This window comes from Pseudomonas sp. P4795, from assembly GCF_048822895.1.
GTDB lineage: Bacteria > Pseudomonadota > Gammaproteobacteria > Pseudomonadales > Pseudomonadaceae > Aquipseudomonas.
On record NZ_JBMFBT010000017.1, the window covers coordinates 1 to 24,019 of the forward strand.

At 57.3% G+C, this 24,019-nt stretch carries 28 protein-coding genes, 1 tRNA gene and 1 pseudogene; 7 read left to right on the forward strand and 23 right to left on the reverse strand.

Translation table 11 applies throughout. From position 1 onward, the window contains the following. Together ACOI8A_RS27510 and ACOI8A_RS27515 are read left to right on the forward strand one after the other, a co-directional pair. On the forward strand, positions 1-517 hold a 517-nt coding region (locus ACOI8A_RS27510), incomplete at its 5' end, for a scabin-related ADP-ribosyltransferase (RefSeq protein ID WP_420657949.1). A gap of 2 nt (positions 518-519) precedes the next feature. Next, on the forward strand, positions 520-939 hold the full coding sequence (locus ACOI8A_RS27515) for a hypothetical protein (protein WP_420650452.1): 420 nt from the start codon (positions 520-522) through the stop codon (positions 937-939). 121 nt (positions 940-1,060) lie between these two features. Here the strand turns inward: ACOI8A_RS27515 and ACOI8A_RS27520 are convergent, their stop codons facing one another. From ACOI8A_RS27520 to ACOI8A_RS27535, 4 genes are all read right to left on the reverse strand, one after another. Further along, on the reverse strand, positions 1,061-1,252 hold the full coding sequence (locus tag ACOI8A_RS27520) for a hypothetical protein (RefSeq protein WP_420650451.1): 192 nt from the start codon (positions 1,250-1,252) through the stop codon (positions 1,061-1,063). Between the two features lie 126 nt (positions 1,253-1,378). After that, on the reverse strand, positions 1,379-1,807 hold the full coding sequence (locus tag ACOI8A_RS27525) for a glycine zipper domain-containing protein (RefSeq protein WP_420651505.1): 429 nt from the start codon (positions 1,805-1,807) through the stop codon (positions 1,379-1,381). A gap of 133 nt (positions 1,808-1,940) precedes the next feature. Further along, complete coding sequence (locus tag ACOI8A_RS27530) at positions 1,941-2,312, reverse strand: glycine zipper domain-containing protein (protein WP_420650449.1); 372 nt, start codon at positions 2,310-2,312, stop codon at positions 1,941-1,943. A gap of 325 nt (positions 2,313-2,637) precedes the next feature. Next, a complete protein-coding gene (locus ACOI8A_RS27535) occupies positions 2,638-2,826 on the reverse strand; it encodes a hypothetical protein (RefSeq protein ID WP_420650448.1) in 189 nt (62 codons plus the stop codon). A gap of 237 nt (positions 2,827-3,063) precedes the next feature. Between ACOI8A_RS27535 and ACOI8A_RS27540 the strand changes: the two genes are divergently transcribed. Beyond that, the gene (locus ACOI8A_RS27540; RefSeq protein ID WP_420650447.1) at positions 3,064-3,426 is read left to right on the forward strand and encodes a YceK/YidQ family lipoprotein; all 363 of its coding nucleotides are present in this window, start codon (positions 3,064-3,066) and stop codon (positions 3,424-3,426) included. Positions 3,427-3,433: 7 nt separating this feature from the next. Here ACOI8A_RS27540 and ACOI8A_RS27545 read toward each other — a convergent pair whose 3' ends face one another. From ACOI8A_RS27545 to ACOI8A_RS27565, 5 genes and pseudogenes are all read right to left on the reverse strand, one after another. Further along, a complete protein-coding gene (locus tag ACOI8A_RS27545) occupies positions 3,434-3,754 on the reverse strand; it encodes a YbjQ family protein (RefSeq protein WP_420650446.1) in 321 nt (106 codons plus the stop codon). 101 nt (positions 3,755-3,855) lie between these two features. Next, positions 3,856-4,188 carry a type II toxin-antitoxin system HicB family antitoxin gene (locus ACOI8A_RS27550; protein WP_420650445.1) on the reverse strand — a complete coding sequence of 111 codons (333 nt, stop codon included), beginning with the start codon at positions 4,186-4,188 and terminating at the stop codon, positions 3,856-3,858. Then, positions 4,185-4,292: pseudogene (locus tag ACOI8A_RS27555) on the reverse strand (type II toxin-antitoxin system HicA family toxin); the annotation flags it as partial. The gene ACOI8A_RS27550 and the pseudogene ACOI8A_RS27555, both read right to left, overlap by 4 nt. A gap of 443 nt (positions 4,293-4,735) precedes the next feature. After that, complete coding sequence (locus tag ACOI8A_RS27560; protein ID WP_420650444.1) at positions 4,736-5,248, reverse strand: hypothetical protein; 513 nt, start codon at positions 5,246-5,248, stop codon at positions 4,736-4,738. Between the two features lie 482 nt (positions 5,249-5,730). Then, positions 5,731-5,820 (reverse strand) — tRNA-Ser (locus ACOI8A_RS27565). A gap of 295 nt (positions 5,821-6,115) precedes the next feature. Between ACOI8A_RS27565 and ACOI8A_RS27570 the strand changes: the two genes are divergently transcribed. From ACOI8A_RS27570 to ACOI8A_RS27580, 3 genes are all read left to right on the forward strand, one after another. Further along, the gene (locus ACOI8A_RS27570; RefSeq protein WP_420650443.1) at positions 6,116-6,805 is read left to right on the forward strand and encodes a crotonase/enoyl-CoA hydratase family protein; all 690 of its coding nucleotides are present in this window, start codon (positions 6,116-6,118) and stop codon (positions 6,803-6,805) included. A gap of 214 nt (positions 6,806-7,019) precedes the next feature. After that, positions 7,020-7,742, forward strand: a complete 723-nt coding sequence (locus tag ACOI8A_RS27575) for a 1-acylglycerol-3-phosphate O-acyltransferase (RefSeq protein WP_420650442.1) — start codon at positions 7,020-7,022, stop codon at positions 7,740-7,742. A 135-nt stretch (positions 7,743-7,877) separates the two neighbouring features. After that, positions 7,878-8,849 (forward strand): magnesium and cobalt transport protein CorA, encoded by a 972-nt coding sequence (locus ACOI8A_RS27580; protein WP_420650441.1) that lies wholly within the window; start codon positions 7,878-7,880, stop codon positions 8,847-8,849. A 94-nt stretch (positions 8,850-8,943) separates the two neighbouring features. Here ACOI8A_RS27580 and ACOI8A_RS27585 read toward each other — a convergent pair whose 3' ends face one another. From ACOI8A_RS27585 to ACOI8A_RS27600, 4 genes are all read right to left on the reverse strand, one after another. Continuing rightward, positions 8,944-9,666 carry an amidotransferase gene (locus ACOI8A_RS27585; protein ID WP_420650440.1) on the reverse strand — a complete coding sequence of 241 codons (723 nt, stop codon included), beginning with the start codon at positions 9,664-9,666 and terminating at the stop codon, positions 8,944-8,946. A 96-nt stretch (positions 9,667-9,762) separates the two neighbouring features. Further along, a complete protein-coding gene (locus ACOI8A_RS27590) occupies positions 9,763-11,907 on the reverse strand; it encodes a 3-hydroxyacyl-CoA dehydrogenase NAD-binding domain-containing protein (RefSeq protein WP_420650439.1) in 2,145 nt (714 codons plus the stop codon). Positions 11,908-11,932: 25 nt separating this feature from the next. Continuing rightward, positions 11,933-13,138 carry an acetyl-CoA C-acetyltransferase gene (locus ACOI8A_RS27595; protein ID WP_420650438.1) on the reverse strand — a complete coding sequence of 402 codons (1,206 nt, stop codon included), beginning with the start codon at positions 13,136-13,138 and terminating at the stop codon, positions 11,933-11,935. A gap of 362 nt (positions 13,139-13,500) precedes the next feature. Continuing rightward, positions 13,501-13,734 carry a hypothetical protein gene (locus ACOI8A_RS27600; RefSeq protein ID WP_420650459.1) on the reverse strand — a complete coding sequence of 78 codons (234 nt, stop codon included), beginning with the start codon at positions 13,732-13,734 and terminating at the stop codon, positions 13,501-13,503. On the opposite strand from ACOI8A_RS27600, the gene ACOI8A_RS27605 reads away from it, so the two are divergent. After that, positions 13,720-14,541, forward strand: a complete 822-nt coding sequence (locus ACOI8A_RS27605; RefSeq protein WP_420650458.1) for a c-type cytochrome — start codon at positions 13,720-13,722, stop codon at positions 14,539-14,541. The genes ACOI8A_RS27600 and ACOI8A_RS27605 overlap by 15 nt on opposite strands. A gap of 133 nt (positions 14,542-14,674) precedes the next feature. Here ACOI8A_RS27605 and ACOI8A_RS27610 read toward each other — a convergent pair whose 3' ends face one another. The 10 genes from ACOI8A_RS27610 to ACOI8A_RS27655 form a co-directional block, all read right to left on the reverse strand. After that, a complete protein-coding gene (locus ACOI8A_RS27610; RefSeq protein ID WP_420650437.1) occupies positions 14,675-15,478 on the reverse strand; it encodes a transglutaminase family protein in 804 nt (267 codons plus the stop codon). Further along, positions 15,475-16,425 carry an alpha-E domain-containing protein gene (locus ACOI8A_RS27615; RefSeq protein ID WP_402808353.1) on the reverse strand — a complete coding sequence of 317 codons (951 nt, stop codon included), beginning with the start codon at positions 16,423-16,425 and terminating at the stop codon, positions 15,475-15,477. The genes ACOI8A_RS27610 and ACOI8A_RS27615 overlap by 4 nt, the downstream gene beginning before the upstream one ends. A gap of 12 nt (positions 16,426-16,437) precedes the next feature. After that, the gene (locus tag ACOI8A_RS27620) at positions 16,438-17,847 is read right to left on the reverse strand and encodes a circularly permuted type 2 ATP-grasp protein (protein ID WP_420650436.1); all 1,410 of its coding nucleotides are present in this window, start codon (positions 17,845-17,847) and stop codon (positions 16,438-16,440) included. A gap of 309 nt (positions 17,848-18,156) precedes the next feature. Beyond that, positions 18,157-18,504, reverse strand: coding sequence for a ribonuclease E inhibitor RraB (locus ACOI8A_RS27625; protein WP_420650435.1), 348 nt, complete (start codon positions 18,502-18,504; stop codon positions 18,157-18,159). Positions 18,505-18,713: 209 nt separating this feature from the next. After that, a complete protein-coding gene (locus tag ACOI8A_RS27630; protein ID WP_420650434.1) occupies positions 18,714-18,947 on the reverse strand; it encodes a hypothetical protein in 234 nt (77 codons plus the stop codon). A 213-nt stretch (positions 18,948-19,160) separates the two neighbouring features. After that, positions 19,161-20,036 (reverse strand): polyamine aminopropyltransferase, encoded by an 876-nt coding sequence (gene speE, locus ACOI8A_RS27635; protein ID WP_420650433.1) that lies wholly within the window; start codon positions 20,034-20,036, stop codon positions 19,161-19,163. Positions 20,037-20,271: 235 nt separating this feature from the next. Beyond that, positions 20,272-20,463, reverse strand: coding sequence for a PLDc N-terminal domain-containing protein (locus ACOI8A_RS27640; RefSeq protein WP_016773784.1), 192 nt, complete (start codon positions 20,461-20,463; stop codon positions 20,272-20,274). A gap of 72 nt (positions 20,464-20,535) precedes the next feature. Then, positions 20,536-21,066 carry a hypothetical protein gene (locus tag ACOI8A_RS27645; RefSeq protein WP_420650432.1) on the reverse strand — a complete coding sequence of 177 codons (531 nt, stop codon included), beginning with the start codon at positions 21,064-21,066 and terminating at the stop codon, positions 20,536-20,538. 129 nt (positions 21,067-21,195) lie between these two features. After that, positions 21,196-21,714 carry an ankyrin repeat domain-containing protein gene (locus ACOI8A_RS27650; RefSeq protein ID WP_420650431.1) on the reverse strand — a complete coding sequence of 173 codons (519 nt, stop codon included), beginning with the start codon at positions 21,712-21,714 and terminating at the stop codon, positions 21,196-21,198. Between the two features lie 96 nt (positions 21,715-21,810). Further along, complete coding sequence (locus ACOI8A_RS27655) at positions 21,811-23,649, reverse strand: long-chain-acyl-CoA synthetase (RefSeq protein WP_420650430.1); 1,839 nt, start codon at positions 23,647-23,649, stop codon at positions 21,811-21,813. Positions 23,650-24,019: the final 370 nt, after the last annotated feature.

Sequence of the window (24,019 nt, forward strand, 5' to 3'; positions counted from 1 at the left end):
TTGGGTGGATCCGCTGGGGCTAAGCTCTAACTGTCCGCCGCCGAACAAGCCGGGTTGCGCGGTGCCGGGGGATGTAAGTGGCACCAAAGTGCAGGAGGGCGAACCGAAACTTCCTGCTACACAATCTGAAAACTATTATCTGTATCGTGGCGATGATCGGGAGCCTTGGGATGTGTTTGAGGCGGGATTTGAACCATGGGGCGACAGCAAAGACTTGTATTTACATGCTTTGGATAACAAAAGTCCTGCAAGCTGGTTCGTTAGCACTTCGGTCTCGGAAAAAGAAGCCATTAAATTTGCAACAGGCCACGGATTTGACGACGGATACGTTTACATCCTAAAAAATATTCGTGGTATCGACGTCAACAAAGAGCTGGGAGCGATGTCGCCACACCGGCGTGAAATAGAAATAGCAATTCCTGGCGGCATCAGCAACAGGGATATCGTTGGGGTCACTCCTGTCACCGAGGACGGTAATTACAAGGGATATTCCATACCCAATCCGTTTAGGAAATGATTATGAAAAAAATCCAAATTGAAATCATTAAAGGCCGCAAACGTGATACCGCTACCATAGAAATTAATAGAAACGCAAAAACTCTCTGCGTTGTAATGAAGGACGGCTCTATAAGTACTCGCACAGCTGAAGATCTGTATGTGTGCTTTGGAAAGATCAGGGGAGACTTTCCAGATGTCATATTTTTGTGCAAAGGCGCAAAAATAAATGTGCACCCTTCTCGCATGACTTCGCAGATGGCAAGCGGTTTAGTTGCGTACGAAATCAGAATGGGATGCACCGCCGAAGAAGGCGACACCGTACGTATTTTTGATTACGAAGAGCACGACCTAACTAACAACATCGAAGACCAAAAGAAATTCTATAATTCATGGCTCATGTCGCTGCAGGCGAATAATGCTCCCTCATTGAAAAATCAATAGCTACCAGAGTAATGATGGGAGATAGGTTTATTGGGTTTTAGTTACCTTCCAAAGGGCCTGATTCACAGGCCCTTGACTCGAAGCTCACTCATTTACCTTACTCAACACGCCCACTCACCAATCACTGCTCATCCTCATCCTCGTCATACTCCATATCCGCCTCATCAGAATCATTCAGCGGCACCGTCGCATCATCCATCAGCGACCCCGGATCTTCATTCCCAGGATCATTCAGCTCGCGCTTCTCCGGATCATTGATAAACGGCACTCCGCTCGGGCCCTTCTCTTCCTTGCCTTCAGTCTCTGCGTTCATGGCATGCCTCACATTGTTCGGGAATGTATAAAGTTCGAAAGTCCCCGCGCCCAAACGTTCCGATCTCCGAATCGCAGATGCAGAAAACCCGGCATCACGCCGGGTTTCCAGAGATTCGACAATTAATCAGTCATGCCGATTCTTGTGTTTGTTCTTGTGCTTGTGCTTGTGGCCGCTGCCAGAGTGGGATTTGCCGTCATCGTTACCGAGGTTACTGCCCACAGCGCCACCCGCAGCGCCGCCAAGACCTGCGCCGATAGTCGAGCCGGTCGAGCCGCCAATGCTGTTACCAATCACCGATCCACCGGCCGAACCCAAACCGCCGCCAATCGCCGCTTCAGTGCGGCTGCCTTTGCGTGCGCCAACTGCGCTACCCGCCGCGCCGCCGACACCCGCGCCAACCGCTGCGCCTGTGCTGCCGCCGAGCTGTCCGCCAATCACGTTGCCAAGTGCACCGCCTAGCCCGCCTCCGACAGCGGCTGTGCCATCGCCAGCGGCCATGGCGCCTTGAGCCACAAACAATCCGAAAAACAGTGCAGATAATGTCAAACGCATTTGAACCTCACAGTTCCCGAACCGGGACGGTATGCCCACGCAGTGGGCTATGTGCCATTAGAGCTGTTTACTCGACAAACGTTCAGCGATGAAAAAAAGACATCAGGCCGGACATTTTCGTACGCGATTTCGATTAATGACGCTTGTGGCCTTTCGACAAATTGCTACCGACCGCACCACCGGCTGCACCACCCAGGCCAGCACCAATGGTCGCGCCGGTACGGCCGCCGAGGCTGTTACCAATCACCGAACCGCCCGCCGCGCCGACACCGCCGCCAATAGCCGCTTTCGTCCGGCTGCCTTTGCGTGCCGCCATTGCACTGCCAGCTGCGCCTGCTACACCGGCACCAATCGCACCACCCGTGCTGCCACCCATTTTCTGGCCGAGCACGTTACCCAGCGCGCCGCCCAGACCACCGCCAACCGCAGCCGTGCCGTCGCCGGCAGCCATTGCGCCTTGAGCGACCAGAAGGCCGAGAACCAGAGCAGGCAGTGTTAAACGCATGACGAAAACCTCAACAATAGGGATGAGCAAAGGGCGGGGATTGAATGCCGTTACGGCGGTAAAGTCCAGACAAAGTCCAACACCACTGCGCACCAGGCGCCAATTGGACAGCGATTATGCAAAAGGTTTTATCGCGGACAAAAAAAAGCCCGCTGGGGAGACGGGCTGGAGACTTGCTTTCTAACGGATGGCTTCACCTTAGATCGACGGCTGTGAAAAGTTTGTGAAAACAATCGAACGAGGTGTACCGATCTGTAGGAAATTTCTACGCCCCGACGCTAGATACAAAAAACCCCGTGCGATGACGGGGTCTGGCGCCGATGATTCATTTTCTGGATCGCGCCGACACTCTGGGCAAAAACTTGGCTTTCTGCGCCTTGGGCACTGCCGATTTGATCTTGTCATTCTGCTCTGGATTCTCGCCAAACCCGGCGTGGTATTCGGTCTGACCACAATGCACGCAGTTATCAACCGAAAATTCAGCCGCGTCGTGTTCGATGTACGGATTAGTCATTTTTCGCCCCTTCATAAGATCGGATCGATACCGGCAAGCGTATTTGCCTGGAAAAATATCAACCTTCAAGAATTTTGAGACTAGTCGGTCATTCCTGGACCTGTGGTTCAGATTGCTTGGCGACCGACGAATGGCCTAGGTAAAAACGAGCCGACCAGCCCGTTCGCTGGAACAACGGCCTCTTTCAGCTAGCCTTACTTCCGCGTGACACACCATCACCCGCGAAGGAACGCGAACATGACAACGGCAATCACCCCGAAAAGTATTGGCTTGATACTCATGACAGTCGCGCTAACAGGCTGCGGCACGGTCAGTAGCGTGTTGCAGGACGACTCGGTGGCAGGCAACGATCTAAAAAAACGCCGAACCTACTGCGACTCGATTTCGCGGGTCTACAGCGGCGTGGGTTACGACTTCTGCATCATGCATGCGCCGGAGTTGCCGCAAAAAAGCTGGAAAGGCACCCCGACGGCGAGCCTGGTTGTGCTCGACATCATGCTCTCCGGCCTGACCGACACCCTGGTCCTGCCCTACACAGCCTACAAGCAACTTAAACATGGAAATATCGAAATCTACCAATCGCAAACCTCTGCTCGGTGAGGGCGCATCAGCGTAACTTCACTGCGGTACCGGTAGCGAACACCACCACCATCCCGCCCTTGCCCGCCGGCATGCTGATCTCGAACTCCAGTCCGACGACCGCGTCCGCGTTCAACGCCTGCGCACGCTCCTTGATTTCATCCGTAGCCTGAATACGCGCTTCTTTAAGCGCACGCTCCAACGTCTGCGAACGCCCACCGAAAAAATCACGCATCCCGGCGAACGTGTCACGAATCACGTTGACGCCCTGCACCGATTCGGCACTGACGATGTCGAGGTAAGCGGTGATCTGCCGGCCTTCGATAGTGTGGGTTGTGGTGGTGATCATTTGAGCGGCAATCCTTATGCAGTTGAAAAGTTGGCGATAGTAAACCACTTGCTTGAAAAGCTAAGTGGTTGACGGGTAGCACTCTGCAAACTGGCGATTATTCAGGCATGCACCTCTCGATCAAGTACATCAGCCACCCATTGATTAATGCTTTTTTGCGCCAACTGCGCTTTCACAGCGACTGTCGCGTGGAGCGCCGGGGCCAAGCGCAGGCTGAGATTGCCCGAATAGGGTTTTTGCGGGGAGCGCCCGAGCTTGGCGCAGGTATCGAGATAATCCGTAACGGCCTCCTGGAAGGCTTTTCGCAGCTCAGCAACTGACTCGCCGTGAAACCCCACGATATCTTTGATACCTGCGATGTGGCCGACGAAAAGGCCGTCTTCATCGCTGTATTCGATTCGCGCGGCATAGCCGTTGTAATTCATTACGTTCACGGGATGACTCCTGCTTGCTCAAGGAAAGCCCGAGCGTCACGCACTTGGTAGGACTTCGCTTCTTTGTCTGGGTGAGGCCGATGAAAGGTTGCGACCACGCCGCTCTATTCAAATGACAGGATATCGGAAGGACTCGGGGCGATGCTGTCAGGGGAATCTGTGAGTCGCGACTGCGAAAAGCCTCGGCGGATCGCCGAGACTTTTCACTTATCACCTTACTTCGATGTCTGCACAAACGCCTCCATGATCCTCAGCACATCCTGTCGCTGTTGATCATCCAGCTTGGCAAGAAGCTGCAAAAAGAGGTGCTCCAAAGGGGTAAGGTTTTCCATCCTGCGTACTCCATTTCCTTGTGAAGGGCGCGGTGGTCTCAACCACCGCCATCGCCCGGGAGTCCCCCATCCTCAGCACATTTTTCTGTGCCACCAGCCTCTTCATGAAACTCTCGAGACCGGTTTGAATGAGATCGCCGCACAGACGACCACCCTTGCTGAATCAAACCACTTCAGAAATGTAAGTGCTGGTTACCCCTTCAAATATGGTCCTTTCAAAGCTGCCCAGGCTCGGCACGGACGGCTAACACTTGATTATCCTGTGGGTTGAAGTCGCATTCGTAAATATGCTTCTGGTAGGCACCAAAGCCATTTTGAAACTCGATCTTGTCGCCAATGAACGTGAGTGTCCCCTTCTCCTTGTTCAACCAGCGGAAGTGGCTCATCTTTGGCTCGAAGGTGCCATCGGTCCATCGGGCGGAATATTGACCTAAGCGTGCAATAGGGTCTTTGCAATACACACCTGCTGCGACGGTGTACTTGTCACCCATGCACTGAAGATCCTTAAGGCACACGGCGTCATCGACCTTTGCAGTTTTTTCTTCGGTTTTGTCTTTGCCTCCACCCGAGCACATCGAAAAGCCCACTGCGACGATGATGCCAAGAATGACAAGGCCACCAAGGGTTTGCGCTGTTGTGACGCCAGGGTTTGCTACACCGCAGTTTGGGCAGGTTTTTGCAGAGGTATCTACTTGATGCTTGCAAGACTTGCAGGGTTTCAATGCCATTCGTAGCGCTCCTTCCAATATCCATGAAAAAGCCGGCCATCGTGGCCGGCGTGTTGCTTCCACTCACATGAACTATGTTTGATCAGGTGAGTTGCTTTCCCTTCACACTTCGACGCTCGCAGCCTTTGCAAAGGCTGCCGCCATCCGGAACAACACGTCACGATCCGTTTCGCTGACCTGCTGATAAACCTCCAGAAACTTAGCGACGTCGCCACTGACGCTGTCAGTCGGACGGGGCTTTCGATCGCCAGTTATCACGTAAAGCAGATCCACTCCCAAGGGGGCGGCGTGCGCCAAATAGGCGGTATCTGGGTTTCGTTCACCCTTTTCGTAAGCAAGTTGGGTGTTTCAGTACAGGTCATTCCGGGGTAGAACGCAGACGGTATTCCCTCGGACGTTCCCATATGGGTCTTTTTTGACCCTCTGAAAACACAAAACCCCTGAAAACTTTAACGTTTTCAGGGGTTTAGTCGCTTCAAATTTGGCGGTGAAGGAGAGATTCGAACTCTCGATACAGTTTCCTGTATACACACTTTCCAGGCGTGCTCCTTAAGCCACTCGGACACTTCACCGTTTCTCGTCATTCGCATTGCGTCTGTCGAGGCGCGCTAATGTAGTCGAAAGCTTTTGCGATGGCAAACTTTTTTTCAGAATTTTCATGCGCTTAAGAGATTTAGCTGTTTTACCTGGCTTCGGTCCATGGCAAACCGGCCATTCTTCGGTGGGCGCAACGCTTCTATATAGAAGGCGATACCTCAGCGGTGCGGCGCGAAGCGCGAAACGGTGACTGGCGGGTCAGTCACAGCGCTTTACCTGACCTGCGGTGGTGGGTAACGTCTGCTCATCTTTCTTATAAGGAATAGCGTCATGAGCGACCTGATTGCCTACCACCTCGAAGACGGTATCGCGACCCTGACCTTGAGCAACGGCAAGGTCAATGCCATTTCGCCGGACGTGATTGCAGCGTTCAACGCGGCGCTGGATCAGGCGGTGACTGATCGGGCCATCGTGATCATTACCGGTCAGCCGGGAATTCTGTCCGGCGGCTATGACCTGAAGGTGATGACCACTGGCCCTAAAGAAGCTGTTGCGCTGGTGACTGCCGGCTCTACCCTCGCCCGTCGCTTGCTGTCGCACCCGTTCCCGGTGATTGTCGCGTGCCCTGGGCACGCCGTGGCCAAAGGTGCGTTCATTCTGTTGTCGGCCGACTACCGCATCGGTGTCGATGGCCCGTTCAGCATTGGTCTGAACGAAGTGCAGATCGGTATGACCATGCACCACGCTGGAATCGAGCTGGCGCGTGACCGTCTGCGCCGTTCGGCCTTCCACCGCTCGGTAATCAACGGCGAGATGTTTGATCCGCAGAGCGCAGTGGATGCCGGTTTCCTCGACAAGGTGGTGTCTGCCGAGGAGCTGCAAGGCGCCGCTTTGGCCGCAGCGCGTCAGTTGAAGAAGATCAACATGACCGCGCACAAGAACACCAAGCTCAAGGTACGCAAAGCCCTTCTGGAAGCGCTGGACAACGCGATCATCCAGGATCAGGAACACCTCGGCTGAGCCAAGTAAAAGCCGATCAAGAAAAGCCCGACCGTCGTCGGGCTTTTTCTTACGCGCCCGGTTTAAAACTCCGCAACAGCTCTACGACGCGTCTGACACTCAAGTCGGAAACATGCTCTTAAACATCGCCTATCTCCAGACTCTATAGCAGCAATTGCCGAAAACAGTGCACATCCGTACACTGCGCCACCTTTTGTGCCGGTGGGGCCTGAGAATGCTGTTTGTGTTTCGTATGTTGTTGATGGGCCTGCACTTTATTTTGGCTGGCGTACTCGGTGTGCTCCTCGGGCTTTGCCGCCCCTTCAATCCGGACAACAGCCGTTTGTGCGCCCGCCTCTATGCACTGCCCGCCATGTGCATTTTGCGTCTGCGAGTGAAGACGGATGTCGCGCCGCTGATGAACAAGCCCGACAGCTGCGTGATCATCGCCAACCACCAGTCCAACTACGATCTGTTCGTGTTCGGCAACGTGGTGCCGCGCCGGACCGTGTGCATCGGCAAGAAAAGCCTGAAGTGGGTGCCGTTGTTCGGGCAGTTGTTCTGGCTGGCCGGCAATGTGTTGATCGACCGTGGCAACGCGCAGAAGGCGCGCCAGTCGATGCTTACCACTACCCACACCTTGCAGCACGAAGACACCTCGATCTGGGTATTCCCGGAAGGCACGCGCAATTTGGGTGAAGATCTGCTGCCGTTCAAGAAAGGTGCATTCCAGATGGCGATTGCTGCCGGCGTGCCGATTGTTCCGGTGTGTGTCAGCAGCTACGTCAAGCACATGCGCCTGAACCGCTGGCGCAGCGGGGAAATTCTCATACGCTCGCTGCCGGCAATTCCTACAGTGGGATTGACCATGGACGACATGCCCATGCTCATCGAAAAGTGCCGCGAGCAGATGCGTGAATGCATCGCCGCGATGGACCGGCAGTTGCAGGCTGCATGAAAAAACCAAACCCGCTTTGTGCGGGTTTTCTTTTGCCGGGTGAACTGCGCAGATTTCACTGACTCTCAAGCATCGACACGGCTAAGCTGAAGCCGTGTTCCCCTGCCATCTGCCAATAAGAAGTGAACCACCACCATGGGTCGAGTTGTTGCTGCTGCGGTTTACAGCGCCGGTAAGAAAGTCACCAATATTTCCCTCGATGAGGGCGCAGCCTGGGCTGCGAAAACCGGGCACTTTGTGTGGATCGGTCTGGAAGAGCCGGACGCTCAGGAACTGGCCAATCTGCAACGCCAGTTCAATCTGCACGAACTGGCAATCGAAGATGCTTTGGAGAAACACAGTCGGCCGAAGCTCGAAACTTTTGGCGACGCTTTGTTTATCGTCACCTATTCGCCGGTGCGCGAGAACGGTGTGTTGCAGTTCATCGAAACCCATATTTTCGCCGGCAAGGGCTACATCATTACTGCGCGTAACGGCCACTCGGCGTCCTACGCGCTGGTCCGCCAACGCTGTGAGGCGCGGCCGCTGTTGCTGGAGCATGGGGAAGATTTCGTACTCTACGCGCTGCTGGATTTTGTCATCGAGAACTATCAACCGGTCGGCGAAGCGATCCATGCCGAGATCGATGAGCTGGAGCGCAACGTGCTGTGCAGCGCCCTGAATGAATACGACATTCAAAAACTCCACGGCTTGCGTCGGGATGTGTTGCGCCTCAGACGCTATGCAGCGCCGATGGTCGAGATCGGTGAGGAGCTGCAAAAACTCAGCTTCCCGTTTATCGACAAGAACATGCGCCCCTACTTCCGCGATGTGCAGATCCACGTCACACGGCAGATGGAAGACCTGACCACGCTGGCCGACATTGCCAGCCAGACCATCGAAATCGGCGTATTGCTCGAGGCTTCACGGCAAAGCGTGGTGCAGCGCAAGTTTGCGGCGTGGGCGGCGATTCTGGCATTTCCGACGGCGGTGGCCGGGATCTACGGGATGAATTTCCAGAACATGCCGGAGCTGAGCTGGCATTACGGATACTTCGGTGTATTGGGGTTTATTACCGTGGGATGCGTGAGTTTGTGGGCGAGCTTCAAAAAGTCCGGTTGGCTGTAACAGCCTGCATAAAAGCAAAAGATCGCAGCCTGCGGCAGCTCCTACACAAAAACCCTGTAGGAGCTGCCGCAGGCTGCGATCTTTTGATCTGCTGTTAAACAGCCGTTGGCTTATGCGCCACAAAACGCATCATCCACTCCGCCACCGTGGCGCCATGATGCTGATGCTCAAGGCTGGCCACGCCCTTCGAATATACCTGTTCACCCAACGCTTCCTGACGCAGATCCAGCAGCGCTCGTGAGTAGTCGTGAATAAATTCCGGATGGCCCTGGAAGCACAGCACCTGATCGTTGATGTGGTACGCCGCAAATGGGCAGAAATCGCTGGAAGCAATCACCGTGGCGTTCTCCGGTAACGCCGTCACCTGATCCTGATGACTGATCAACAGCGTCAGCTCTTCCTGCACCGGACTCATCCACGGTGCCTTGGCTGCCAGTTTATAGTTGTGGATGCCAACGCCCCAACCCTTGGTCGCGCGCTCGCTTTTGCCACCGAGCAGCAGCGCCAGCAATTGGTGGCCGAAGCACACGCCGAGCAGCTTATCGCCACGCTCATAGCGGGTCAGCAAGTATTCCTTGAGCGTTTGAATCCACGGATCCGTGCCGAACGAATCGGCCTTGCTGCCGGTGACCAGATACGCATCGAAGGTCAGATCATCGCTCGGATACTCGCCCTGCATCACGTTGTACACGGTGAACTCGGCGGCAATCGGTTGCTGCGAGAACAGGCGCTGGAACATCTGCCCGTAGCCCTGATATTGATCGATCAGTTCCGGACGCAGGATGTCGGTTTCCAGAATGCAGATACGTAGCGACATAAAAAATTCCTGACACGTGATGGGAATAATGCACACCTCAGAGCCTGCCTTGAAACCACCCGGCAAGGCAAGCCCCGAACTGCACAGTTCATCCCGTCAGAACAGTTCGCCCGTGGCGGCTTTCTCCAGCAACAGCGCCGGCGGGGCGAAGCGTTCACCGTACTGCTCGGCCAGATATTGTGCGCGCGCGACGAAATCCTTCACCCCGTACTGATTGATGAACTGCAACGCACCGCCAGTCCATGCGGCGAAACCGATGCCGAAGATCGAGCCGACGTTGGCATCCGCGGTCGAGGTCAACACGCCCTCCTCCACACAGCGCACGGTTTCGATGGCTTGCACGAACAGCAGTCGATCACGCACGTCCTTCGGAGAAATCTGCCCGTCAGCCTTTTCGAAACGGGCTTTCAGCTCGGACCACAAATGCTTCTGGCCACCGGCCGGGTACTCATAGAAGCCGCCTCCTGCGGCTTTGCCCGGCCGCTTGTATTCGTTGAGCAGCAAGTCAATCACGGCGAAGGCCGGGTGCTCAATCAGAGGTTTCCCTTCTGCTTGCAGGTCTTTGGCCGTTTGCTGACGGATATGGCTCATCAGGCTGAGGGAAACTTCGTCGGAGATTGCCAGAGGCCCGACCGGCATGCCGGCCTTGCGCGCTTCGGTCTCGATCATCGGCGCGCTGACGCCTTCGCCGAGCATGGCGATGCCTTCGTTGGTAAAGGTGCCGAACACCCGCGAGGTAAAGAAGCCGCGACTGTCGTTGACCACAATCGGCGTCTTCTTGATCTGCAGGACGAAATCGAAGCCACGCGCCAGGGTTTCGTCGCTGGTTTGCGCGCCCTTGATGATTTCCACCAGCGGCATTTTTTCCACCGGACTGAAGAAGTGCAGACCGATGAATTTGCTCTGATCCGGTACGGCAGCCGCCAGACCAGTGATCGGCAAGGTCGAGGTATTGGAGGCGATCACAGCGTCAGCACCGACAACCTGTTGCGCGGCCGCCGAGACCTTGGCCTTGAGTTGACGATCTTCAAACACCGCTTCAATGATCAGATCACACCCCGCCAGATCGGCATCGCTTTCAGTGACCTGAATCCGCGCCAGCACCGCTTCACGTTGTTCGGCGGTCAATTGGCCGCGAGCGACTTTTTTGTCGAGCAACGCCGCTGAATGCGCCTTGCCCTTCTCTGCAGCAGCAATATTGACGTCTTTGAGCACTACATCAATGCCGGCCGAAGCGCTGACGAAGGCAATCCCCGCGCCCATCATCCCGGCGCCGAGCACGCCCACGCGCTGCGTCACGTAAGGCGCAATACCTTGCGGACGCGAGCCGCCAGCGTTGATCTCGTTCAGTTGAAACCAGAAGGTGCCGATCAGGTTTTTCGAAATCTGCCCGGTGGTCAACTCGGTGAAGTAACGGGTTTCGATCAGATGCGCGGTATCGAAATCCACCTGCGCGCCCTCCACTGCCGCGCAGAGAATTTTCTCCGGCGCCGGCAACGTACCCTGGGTTTTCGCGCGCAGGATCGACGGCGCGATTGCCAGCATTTGCGCGACTTTCGGATTCGAAGGAGTACCGCCGGGAATCTGGTAACCCTTCACATCCCAGCGTTGTACCGCCGCAGGATTGGCCAGAATCCATGCCCGCGACTTCGCCATCAGCTCATCACGATCCGCCGCCAGTTCATCGATCAAACCAGCCTGCAACGCCTGCTGCGGCCGCACCTTCTTGCCTTCGAGCAAATACGGCAGGGATTTTTCGATGCCGAGCATGCGCACCATGCGCACCACCCCGCCGCCGCCCGGCAACAGGCCAAGAGTGACTTCCGGCAAGCCGAGCTGCACCGCTGCGTTGTCCAGCGCGACCCGGTGGTGGCAGGCCAGACAGATTTCCCAACCTCCACCCAGTGCCGCACCGTTGATTGCCGCAACCACCGGTTTACCGAGGGTTTCCAGCGTGCGCAACTGGCCCTTGAGCGTCAGCACCATGTCATAGAAGGCTTTGGCTTCAGGCTTGCCGACTTTGATCAACTCATTGAGGTCGCCGCCGGCGAAGAAAGTTTTCTTGGCCGAGGTGATGATCACACCGGCAATCGCATCCTTCTCCGCCACCAGGCGAGCAACGCACTCGGCCATGGCCTCGCGGTACACCGCGTTCATGGTGTTGGCGCTCTGGCCCGGCATGTCGATGGTCAGCACCACGATGCCGTCCTGGCCTTTTTCGTAACGAATGGCTTGGGTCATGACAGTTTTCCTTAAGGTCCGGGGCTCAGAGGCGTTCGATAATGGTGGCAATGCCCATGCCGCCGCCGACACACAGCGTCGCCAGGCCGTAGCGCAAGCGCCGCGCTTCCAGTTCATCGAGCAAGGTGCCGAGGATCGCGCAACCGGTGGCGCCCAGCGGGTGGCCCATGGCAATCGAGCCGCCATTGACGTTGACCTTGTCCGGGTCGACCGCCATGTCCTTGATGAATTTCAACACCACCGAAGCGAACGCCTCGTTGACCTCGAACAGGTCGATATCCTCAACGCGCAACCCGGCTTTCGCCAGCGCCTTGCGCGTGGCCGGCGCCGGGCCGGTGAGCATGATGGTCGGGTCAGTGCTGGTCACCGCCGTGGCGACGATCCGCGCCCGCGGCTGCAACCCCAGCGCACGGCCCTTGGCTTCGGAGCCGATCAGCATCAGCGCCGCGCCGTCGACGATCCCGGAACTGTTACCCGGTGTGTGTACGTGGTTGATCCGCTCGATATGGCTATAAACCCGCAACGCGGTGGCATCGAAGCCCATCTGGCCGATCATTTCGAAACTCGGTTTGAGCTTGCCCAAGCCTTCGAGGGTCGATTCAGCGCGGATGAACTCATCGTGATCGAGCAGGATGATGCCGTTCTGATCCTGCACCGGCACCAGCGACTTGCTGAACGAGCCGTCCGCGCGGGCGCGCGCAGCTTTCTGTTGCGAGTACAGCGCGTAGGCATCGACGTCCTGCCGACTGAAGCCTTCAATGGTGGCGATCAGGTCGGCGCCCACGCCCTGCGGGGTGAAATGCCCGTGCAGGTTGGTCGCCGGATCCAGAGCCCACGCCCCACCGTCGCTGCCCATCGGTACGCGCGACATCGATTCGACGCCGCCGACCACCACCAGGTCCTCGAACCCCGAGCGCACTTTCATCGCGCCAAGGTTCACCGCCTCAAGTCCCGAAGCGCAGAAACGATTGATCTGCACTCCAGCAACGCTGACGTCCCAATCGGCCACTTGCACAGCGGTTTTGGCGATGTCCGAGCCTTGATCGCCAATCGGCGTAACACAACCGAGCACCACGTCATCGACCTGGCTGGTGTCCAGCGCCGTGCGCGCCTGCAACGCCGTCAGCAACCCGGCCACCAGATCGACCGGTTTGACGCTGTGCAGGGCGCCATCGGCCTTGCCTCTGCCACGGGGAGTGCGTAACGCGTCGAATATCAAAGCTTGGGTCATGACGGCCTCGAACCTGTGCGGTGAGTGAAGTACTTGCTGCCACTCTTGGCTTTGCACGTCGCGGATTCAATGACCACAGCGCTCAATGACGTTGACGCGCACGCTCAGACGGACGGTCATCCGCCGTTTGGTGAACCGGTTCAGGTCAGCGAGCGGTCTAGCAAAAGGGCGACAAAGAAGCTGGCAATGGGCCTCATGTGTTTTTAATCGCTTTGTGCTTGAGATCCATACGAAATGGATCTAAGCCAAGTGTGACGTGGGCTCTAAGGTGAAGATGTACGCCGTTGTCGTCGGGTTTTGCCGAGGCAGGCGCACCTAAACAGGAAGTGCAGCACTTGCCGTCATGGATATGCAGGCAAGTATCAGGAAATAACAAAAAAGGCGGTCAAGCCATGTTCAAGCAACCGAAAGTTCGTCAAGCAGGCCTCATTCTTTTCGCCACGACGCTGTTGTTGATTTTGCCGAATCTGACCAAGGTCATCGGCTGATTCCAGCGGCAGGTATTTTATCGCCACCGAAAATGTGCCTGGTCCGCTACCCGGACTAGTATGGCTGTGCCAACCTTTGGGCACTTCCACGACATCGACGACGATCATTTGAAAGCGCTCATTGTGTTTGGGGCCATGCTGCTGAGCATGCCCTTGTCTGCCGCACAGCTGAACCTGGAGCTGGGCGCAACCATCCGCACCTGGCAGACCGAGGAGTTGCTCAAGCATCCTCAGGTACAAACCCTCACCATCAAAAATGACGTGTCCTACAAAAAGGACATGACTTATCGCGCCGTGCCTTTGGCCAGCCTGCTGACCGGAATCAAACCGCAAGATCACCTGCAAGCTGTCGCACTGGACGGTTTTGCTGCGGAGATAACCGCCGCACCGTTGCTCAATACGCAAGGTGCGCGAGCCTGGCTGGCGATCGAAGATCCGGCCGATCCGTGGCCGCCGCTGTCGGAACGCAAGCACAGCGCCGGACCGTTCTATCTGGTGTGGACCGATCCGCAGGCCGGCAATATCAGCCCGGAGCAGTGGCCGTTCGAAGTGGCGAGTATCAAACGCATGGCGCCGTTGGCCGAGCGCTTCCCTGCCCTGCTGCCGGATCCCGCGTTGAAGGCTGATGACCCGGTGAATCAGGGCTTTGCGTTGTTCCAGAAAAACTGTCTGGCCTGCCATCGCTTGAATGGCGCAGGGGATGCGCAATTTGGGCCGGATCTGAACATTCCGTACAACCCGACCGAATATTTCGGGGCGGATTTTCTCAAGCGCTACATTCGCGATCCGCAGAGTTTGCGTCAGTGGCCACAGGCAAAGATGCCGGGGTTTTCCGCTCAGGTTTTGCCGGATGGGGATTTGCAGTCGTTGTTGGGGTATTTGCAGCATATGGCTGGGCGCAAGATTAAGCCCTGAATTTGTTCAAAACATCTTCGCTCAACACAAACCGCGTAGGAGCTGTCGAGTGAAACGAGGCTGCGATCTTTTGATCTGTTTTTAGAAACAAGATCAAAAGATCGCAGCGTGCCGCAGCTCCTACAGATCGGTGCTATTGCTGCTGAACCGAGATGATCGGGGTGGGCGATACGAACACTTTGGCATGCATCTGCTCACACCCGCCGCCCCGACGCATGCCACGTACCGGGCAAGCGTCGAGATAATCCAGACCCACCGCCAGTTTCAGGTGCCGCTCCGGCCGTGCCAATTGGTTGGTCACGTCAAAGCTGTACCACGCGTCATCGAGCCAGGCCTCGGCCCAGGCGTGACTGGCCAGGTGCTCGCAATCTTCGCTGTACAGGTAGCCCGAGACATAGCGCGACGGTATCCCGAGACTACGCGCGCAGGCGAGAAACGCGTGGGTGTGATCCTGACAAACCCCGGCACGCCCGGCGAACGCTTCCGAGGCGCTGGTATCAACTTCGGTTGAACCCGGCGTGTAAGTCATGTGCTGATTCAAGCCATGCATCAAGTCGATCAGCGCAGTGCGGTCGCGGCGTTGTTTGCAGGATTTTTGCGCAAACCCGCGCAGGGCGTCGTCAGCTTCGGTCAGCCGGGTGAAGCGCAAAAATGGCAGCGCAGACTGGCTCTCATGTTCGGCTTCGCGCAACTCATCGATATCGACCTGACCGCGAGCGCCGATGATGATCGCTTCGTGCGGCTCGTCCATGGTCAGTACGTGCAGGATGTTGCCGAACGGATCGAGCTGCGCGCGCACCGGGCGCGGCAGGTCGAGTTGCCAGCTCAGCACGTGCTGGCGCTCGCTGTCGTGGGGTGTCAGTCGCAGGTACTGGATGCTCGCCCGCACCTTATCTTCATAGTGATAGGTGGTCTCGTGGCTTATGGAAAGTCTCATGCAGCCTCCAGGTAGGAACTGTGAATGGCGTTGCCCAACTGGCGCACCAGCGGGATGAATTCGGTGAGCCAGGCGTGCAGGCCTTCTTCGAGGATTTCGTTGATGCCTGTGTAGCGCAGGCGCGCGTCCATCTCTGCCGCCAGCCGTTGTGCGGGGCGGCCATTGGCACCCGGCAACTGCGCGAGTATCTGGTCGATTTCTTCGGTGCAGGCGCGCAGCGAACGCGGTACGTCAGCGCGCAACAACAGCAGCTCGGCGACATGCCGGGCGCCGGGTGCGTCGCGATAGATCTCGGTGTAGGCCTCAAAGGAAGACAGCGCGCGCAACAACGCACTCCATTGGTAGTAAGCGTGCGCGGTGCCATCGCTGACCGCTTCGGCCTGATCACCAGCCATTTCATAACGCGCGTCGAGCAGGCGTAGCGTGTTGTCCGCGCGCTCGATAAACGTCCCCAGACGAATGAAGCGAAATGCATCGTTGCGCATGATCGTGCCGTAGGACGCGCCACGAAACAGGTGCGAGCGCTCCTTGATCCATTCACAGAAGCGGCTCATGCCATAACGGCTGAGGCCCTGTTCGGCGATCCCGCGAATCTCCAGCCAGGTGGCGTTGATGTTTTCCCACATGTCAGCGGTGATTCGTCCGCGCACCGCGTGCGCACTGGCCCGCGCCGAGCCCAGGCAGCTGTAAATACTGGCCGGATTGGCCGCATCCAGCGCGAAGAAATGCAGCAGGCGTTCGGCGTGCAACTCGCCGTGGCGCTCCAGGTAATCGTCGAGAGTGCCGGTGATCAGCAGCGGCATGGCGAGTTCGTGCAGGCCGTCGCCACGGCCGTCCTGCGGCATCAGCGACAGTGAATAACTGATGTCGAGCATCCGCGCGAGGTTTTCCGCCCGCTCCAGGTAACGCGACATCCAATACAGATCCGAGGCAGTTCTACTTAACATGACAGGCTTCCTTCAATCCTCGACCACCCAGGTGTCCTTGGTTCCGCCACCCTGGGAGGAATTCACCACCAGAGAGCCTTCGCGCAGCGCGACCCGGGTCAAACCGCCGGGTACGACCCGGGTTTCGCGGCCGGACAATACGAACGGACGCAAGTCGATATGGCGTGGCGCAATACCGTTTTCGACAAAGGTCGGACAGGTCGACAGTGACAGCGTCGGTTGCGCGATGTACGCGTGAGGCTTGGCTTTGATCCGCTCGCGAAAGGCGTCGATTTCCGCCGTGGTCGAGGCCGGCCCGACCAACATCCCGTAACCACCGGAACCCTGGGTTTCCTTGACGACCAGATCCGGGAGATTGGCCAGCACATGGGAAAGTTCAGACGGGTTGCGGCATTGCCAGGTCGGCACGTTCTTCAGGATCGGTTCTTCGTCGAGATAGAAACGAATCATGTCGGTGACAAACGGATACACCGACTTGTCGTCCGCGACACCAGTGCCAATCGCATTGGCCAGCACCACGTTGCCGGAGCGGTAGGACGACAGCAGCCCCGGCACACCGAGCATCGAATCCGGATTGAACGCCAGCGGATCGAGGAATGCGTCGTCGAGCCGGCGATAGATCACGTCCACGGATTTCGGGCCGTCGGTGGTGCGCATGAAGACCTTGTCGTCACGCACAAACAGATCCGCGCCTTCGACCAGTTCGACGCCCATTTCCCGGGCGAGGAATGCATGTTCGAAAAACGCGCTGTTGAAGCGGCCCGGTGTCAGCACCACCACACTCGGATTATCGATCGGGCTGGAGCTTTTCAAAGTGTCGAGCAGCAGGTTCGGGTAGTGATCGATGGGCGCGATGCGTTGCGCGGCGAACAGTTCGGGGAACAGACGCATCATCATCTTGCGGTCTTCGAGCATGTAGCTCACGCCGCTCGGGGTGCGCAGATTGTCTTCAAGCACGTAATACGTGCCGTCGCCGTCGCGCACCAGATCGACGCCGGAAATGTGCGAGTAGATATCGCGGTGCAGATCCAGCCCTTGCATCGCCAACTGATATTGCTCGTTGGCCAGCACCTGTTCGGCCGGGATGATGCCGGCCTTGATGATGCGCTGCTCGTGATACAGGTCGGCGAGGAACATGTTCAGCGCCTTGACGCGCTGAATACAGCCGCGCTCGACGATCCGCCACTCGCTGGCGGGGATGCTGCGCGGAATCGTATCGAACGGAATCAGGCGCTCGGTGCCCTGATCATCGCCGTACAGCGTGAAGGTAATTCCGGCGCGATGGAACAACAGATCAGCCTCGCGTCGCCGCTGGGCCAACAGTTCGTCAGGGGTCTCGGCCAGCCAACGGGCGAACTCCCGATAATGCGGGCGAACCACGCCGCCGGCATCGTACATCTCATCAAAATAGGTGCGGATCATGCCGTACTCCTTGTCACCCGGACCTACGAGCCTTCGCAAGGCCCGTGCCATCGGCAGAAACGCTTTGATTTCAATCGGTTGGATATTCACGCTGCAACCGCCGCACCATTCCTGTGCGACAAATGCCCCAACTCGTCAGCCCCCGCTTCATTGCGACGCAGTGCAATCGCCTGTCACCAGCATAGTCAGAGTTGATTTCACTGCCCGGCGACTGTTGTTTCAGCGTTTTTCCGCGAGAGATTTCCTGCCGCCGAAAACAAAAACGGCCGACCCAAAGGTCAGCCGTTATTCAGTGTCGATGTTGCGGGATCAATGCAGACGATGCCGATTTCGCACCTCCTGCTTCACGCCCCAGCCTTCGATGATACCGCCAAGCGGTTCAACGACGGCGCCAAGGTACTGCTCGAAATCGCCAATGCCGCCGTAGGTGGCGTACATCACTTTGCTCAATTCCAGACACCATGCGCCGTCATCACGCGCGCTGATCTGTGCATTGATGGACTCACCGCAAAACTGATCGGCGGCAGTACGCGCGCTCTCCTCGTCCGGAAACAGTGCGTAGAACTCGATCGGATGAAACCTGGAGAAATCGAAACCGCCTTCCTTCATTCGGCGCAGCACGCTGCTGCTGATGTCTTCTTGATAGGCTGTGCTCATGAATCGTCCCCCTCACATTTGATGGATAGACTTTCCGTATTCCCTGCAGCGGCCTGACGGCCAAAGTACGACGGCAACAGATTGCCAACGGGACACAAGCATGTAGCTGAGAAGACCAGACCTTAGCGATTCTTCGCTGATCTCGCCTGCAGAGTAGCCCCAAGATAGAGCCGCTGCCAAGGCCTGGTGATTGAAGTGACAAAAAGATTTCAGACGGGAGTAATGCTGCGGATTTCAATGCTGTTCTGGGTCTTGAGACTTTTGACGCCGGCATCGGTGGTGCGGCCTTCCAGATCGTTCAGATCCAGTTCGGCGGCGACAGGCAGGAACCGTTCCTTGATGAGTTTGGCGGCGTGCTCGTGATCCGGGCACTCTTCGCACTCGAAGACCTCGTCGACTACTTCACCATGATCATCCACGAAAGTGACTTTCCACTTGGACATCGGAGCCTCCTAGATCAAACCCGCAAATGGGCTTACCTCTATCTCGACTTTTGTCAGGAATGATCGTTCAAAAGGTTTACACAAAGTGACGCTGAAAAAGAAGCTACCTACTGTAGGAGCTGCCGCAGGCTGCGATCTTTTGATCTTGGTTATTAAAAGCAAAATCAACAGATCGCAGCCTCGTTGCACTCGACAGCTCCTACAAGGATTTGTTTAGTCGTTGCTTGGCTTGTTCACTGCTTGCAGCACGTACTGTGGCAAGGCGAAGGCGCCGATGTGGATTTCCGGGTTGTAGTAACGGGTGACGATGCCGCTGCCGATGAAGCGCTGTTGCAGGGTTTCACGGCTCAGTTTGCGATAGGCCGGGTTGGTCGAACCCCAGGCAAAAGTCATCGAACCGCCGATGTAGGTCGGCACGGCAGCCTGATAGAAGTGCCAGTCCGGGAACAGGCTGCGCAGGCGCCCAGCAGTGGTTTTGACTTCTTCGATCTGCATGAACGGCGTGCCATTCTGGGTCACGAGAATGCCGCCCTCGTTCAGGCAACGGTGGCAGGCCTGATAGAAGTTTTCCGAGAACAGCACTTCGCCCGGCCCGATCGGGTCGGTGGAGTCGGAAATGATCACGTCGAATTTTTCGGTGGTGGTCGCAACGAAGCGCATGCCGTCGTCGATTACCAGATTCAGACGTGGATCGTCGTAGGCGCCTTTGGAATGGTTCGGCAGGAACTCTTTGCACATATCTACTACGGTGCCGTCGATCTCGACCATGGTGATGTGCTCGACACCGCCGTGCTTGGTCACTTCGCGCAGCATGCCGCCGTCACCGCCGCCGATGATCAGCACGCGCTTGGCCGCGCCGTGGGCGAGGATTGGCACGTGAGTGAGCATTTCGTGGTAGATGAATTCGTCGGCTTCAGTGGTCTGGATCACGCCGTCCAGCGCCATCACCCGGCCCATGCGCGGGTTCTGGAAAATCACCAGGTGTTGGTGCTCGGTGCGCACTTCGTGCAGCAGTTTTTCCATGCGAAAACGCTGGCCGTAGCCTTCGTAGAGGGTTTCCAGGTATTCGCTGGTCTTGATGTCGCTCATGGTGAAGTGCTCCGATGAATGCGCGGGCGCCAATCGTGGGGACAATTGCCCGGGAAAGGCGCGCATTCTACGTTGCCGAACATGACAGGTCGAACCTCAGTTCATCGGCATGCCGCAATCCCTGTAGGAGCTGCCGCAGGCTGCGATCTTTTGACGTTGATTTTCAAAAGCAAGATCAAAGGATCGCAGCCTTCGGCAGCTCCTACAGGGGGTTGCGGTGTGCTCAGGATCAGCGTCAGATCCGCACATTCCCGCGTGGTCCGGCGATCGCCCAGATAATCAGGCCCAGCACCGGCAGCAGGATGATCAGCAACACCCAGACGATTTTCATGCCTGTCGAGGCGCCGCTTTTCAGCACGTTGATGATGGCCCAGATGTCGAGGGCGAGAATGATCAGGCCGATCAGGCCATTGAACGTGGAACCCATGGTGTCGCTCCGTTGTGAGTGGCAAGCACCTTTAGGATAGACGGGCCTGACGAGGGTTCCCTTTTATTGCGTTCAGACGTGAATTGCGATCTTCAAGGCTTCCAGCGACGGCGCGGCGGCGATGCCGACTTCGGCGCACAGTTCCAGCACGCGTGGCACGTCGTTGCCGTGCACCAACACCATTTGCAGCTCGTCGTCGAGCAACTGGCTGAAGTTGACCAGTGTGTAACCGCCGTTTTCCTTGTTCAGGCTGCTCATCTGCACCTGGATGCGGTTGAGTGCGGTCAGCGCTTCGGTCTTGGCCAGTTGTTTAGGTTTGATGTTGAACTCGACGCCCGGGCCGAACGACGCGACGATCTGCGCGAACAGATCAACGTAAGTGTCGGCCTGGAACAGCACGGTCTCCGGCAGACTGCCGACCACCACCCATTCGCCCAATGGAATCGGGAAGTCATCGTCGTAGTTGATGTCCGGATTGGCGCTCAGAAAAGCGTCGGCATCGGCATAGGCCTGCGCTGCTTCGTCGGCGACCTTCAGGATCTCGTCCTCGCCCATGCAGCCGGAGCTGATTTTGCTGATGAGTTCGACGAGTGCGGCTTTCATGTGGGCGGATCCTGCAGGGAGATTTTAGGGCGCGAAGGATAGCGTAAACAGCAAAAGCTCGCAGCCTTCGGCAGCTCCTACACAAGATCAATGTAGGAGCTGCGGCACGCTGCGAGCTTTTAACAATCTTCAGCCAAGCAGTTTCTGCAACTGCGCCGTGGTATCGACCGCCCCCATGGTCTTGGCCGCATCAAGCGCGGTAATGCCATTGGCATCCTTGGCTTTCGGGTCGGCGCCTTGGCTGATCAGGTAGTCGACGATTTCAACGCGGTTGAACATCGCCGCCATCATCAACGCGGTACGGCCGTCGAACGAAGAACCTTCGATTTGCGCACCACCTTCTACCAGCGCCTTGACCACCGGCAGATCACCTTTGAACGCCGCGCCGGCAATCGGGCTCTGGCCGCTGCCATTGCGTTGCTCCGGATCAGCGTTGTGTTTAAGCAGCACTTGCACCGCGTCCAGATGCCCGTAGTAGCTGGCAAGCATCAACAGCGTGTCGCCCTTGCTGTTGCTCAGATTCACCGGCAGACCGGCGGTGATCAGGCGATCAAGCATCTCTGCGTCACCGGCGCGCGCCTTGTCGAATACCTGCTCGGTGAATTCAGCAGCTTCTTCAGGGGTCATCTGGCGGCTTTGCTCGGACATGGGTCACTCCACTTTCGGTCAATCGGAAAGCCGACAGTTTCCCGAGCGCGACAGAAGCTGTCACCCACTTTTTTTCATGCGCGCGCATAGCCAATTTCAATAACGGTATTTGCCCGCGCGGATTTCGGCCATGACCTGATCGGTGACCTGCACGTAGGTTTCGCTCCCCGGCAACCACGCATAAACCGGATCGTCGCTGACCAGCGCCGGGTCGAAGCCTTGGTTTTTCAGGCGGGTTTTCTGGTATTTGAAGGTGCCGGTGGTTTCCATTTTCACCTTCACCCGCAGAAATAGCGGCACCGCATAGGCCGGCATGCGTTGCCGGGCGAACGCCAGCAATTCGGCGAAATCCAGCGTCGCGAGGGATTCGGTCGGTGTGATCGCGGCCATACCAGCGCGGCCGTTGGTGTTGTGGATTTCCACGCCATAGGCCACGGCTTCGCAGATATTCGGATGTTGCAGCAGCAGGTTTTCGACTTCAGTGGTCGAGACGTTTTCACCCTTCCAGCGGTAAGTGTCGCCGAGACGATCGACAAACTGCGCATGGCCGAAACCAATGTTGCGCAGCAGATCGCCGGTGTTGAAGAAACGGTCGCCACGGCTGAACACGTCGTGCAAAACGACTTTGGCGGTTTTCTGCGGGTCGGTGTAGCCGTCGAGCGGCGCCTTGTCGTCGATCCGCGCCAGCAACAAGCCCTGCTCGCCCTTGCCGACCTTGCGCATGAAGCCATTGCCGCCGCGCGTCGGCTCGCCGGTTTCATGGTCGTAGGCCACCAATTCCCACGCCATCAAGGAGAAGCCGATGGTGTTGTCGAAATTGAGGATGTTGGTGAAGCCGATGTTGCCGTCGCTGGCCGCATACAACTCGCAAATGTGTTCAACGGCAAACCGCGTCTTGAACTCAGCCCACGCGCCCGGCCGCAAACCGTTGCCGATCATCTTGCGCACGTCGTGGCGATTGTCATCGGCGCTGGTCGGTTGATCGACCAGATAGCGACACAATTCGCCGACGTAGCCGATGGTGGTCGCACGGTAACGCCGCACATCGCCCCAGAACTGACTGGCGCTGAACTTGCGGCGGATTGCGAAGCCCGAGGCGCCGCTGATCGCCGAACCCCAGCACACGCACAAGCCAGTGGCGTGATACAGCGGCAAAGTGCAGTAGACGACATCGTCCGGGCGCATGTTCAGGGCGATCATGCCGAAGCTTGCCGAGCTGCGCATCCAGCGGCCGTGCTTGAACACGCCGGCCTTGGGCAACCCTGTGGTGCCGGAGGTGTAGATGTAGAAACACGGATCGTCGAAAAAAATCTGCCGGCTGCTGGCCAGGTTGTCACTGCATGCATCGGCACTGGCGCTGATCAGATTGATGTAGCCCTCGGGCGCGACGCCGGGATGGGCGAACGTGTCCTGATCGGCTACGAACCAGGCGCGCGCGGGTGCAATTGACACTTGCTCGCGAACCGCCGCGAAGGCCGGCAACAATTCTTCGCCGACCACAATGGCCACTGGAGCAACCAGGTTCACGCTGTGAATCAACGTATCGCGGGTCTGCGAGGTGTTCAGCAGCGCGCTGACCGCACCGACCTTGGCCAGTGCCAGAATCGTCACCAGTAATTCCGGACGGTTCTCGATGAACACCGCCACCACGTCACCTTTGCTGACGCCCTGCCCGGTCAGGTAATGCGCGATGCGATTGGCCCACTGGTTGACCTGTGCGTAACTCAGCAGCACATCACCGGCCAACAACGCAGGGCCGTCGGGATTGCGCAGGGTCGCTTGCTCGAAGGTGAAGCCCAGGCCACAGGTTTGGGTCGGATCCTTGACGTTGGCCACCTTCATGCCTTTGACCAGCCGTGGGATGGCTTTGGCGATGGTCGGCAGTTTGCGGAGCATCATGCCCCAGGTAATCGTGTCGTTTGGCGCGTGACGCATGGCAGCTCCCGTTCGACCTTGGCGTGCAGATCGGATTTTTATTGTCGGGCAATCGAGTGAGGCAACCGGCACTTGCGAGCGAAGGTTGAGGCTGAAAGTACGTCAGCGCTTCTCGGGCTGTACATGCGGTTTTTGCAATGTTTTGTATCCGCCAGGCGCGTTAGCGAGTGGGAGATCGCGAGGGTGCGGTTTGGTTCCGTTAATTGGAGGTCGATCACGCAAAATGCAGGATGCACGATGGCCATTCATGCAGATTGCACGAGCTTTGGAAATTAACTAATTTTTAACTTGTTGATTTATATATTTTTTTAAAAATGTCGGTGCTGGCACAATCACTGCAACTCTCTATGCATGCTTGCCATTCAAGTGC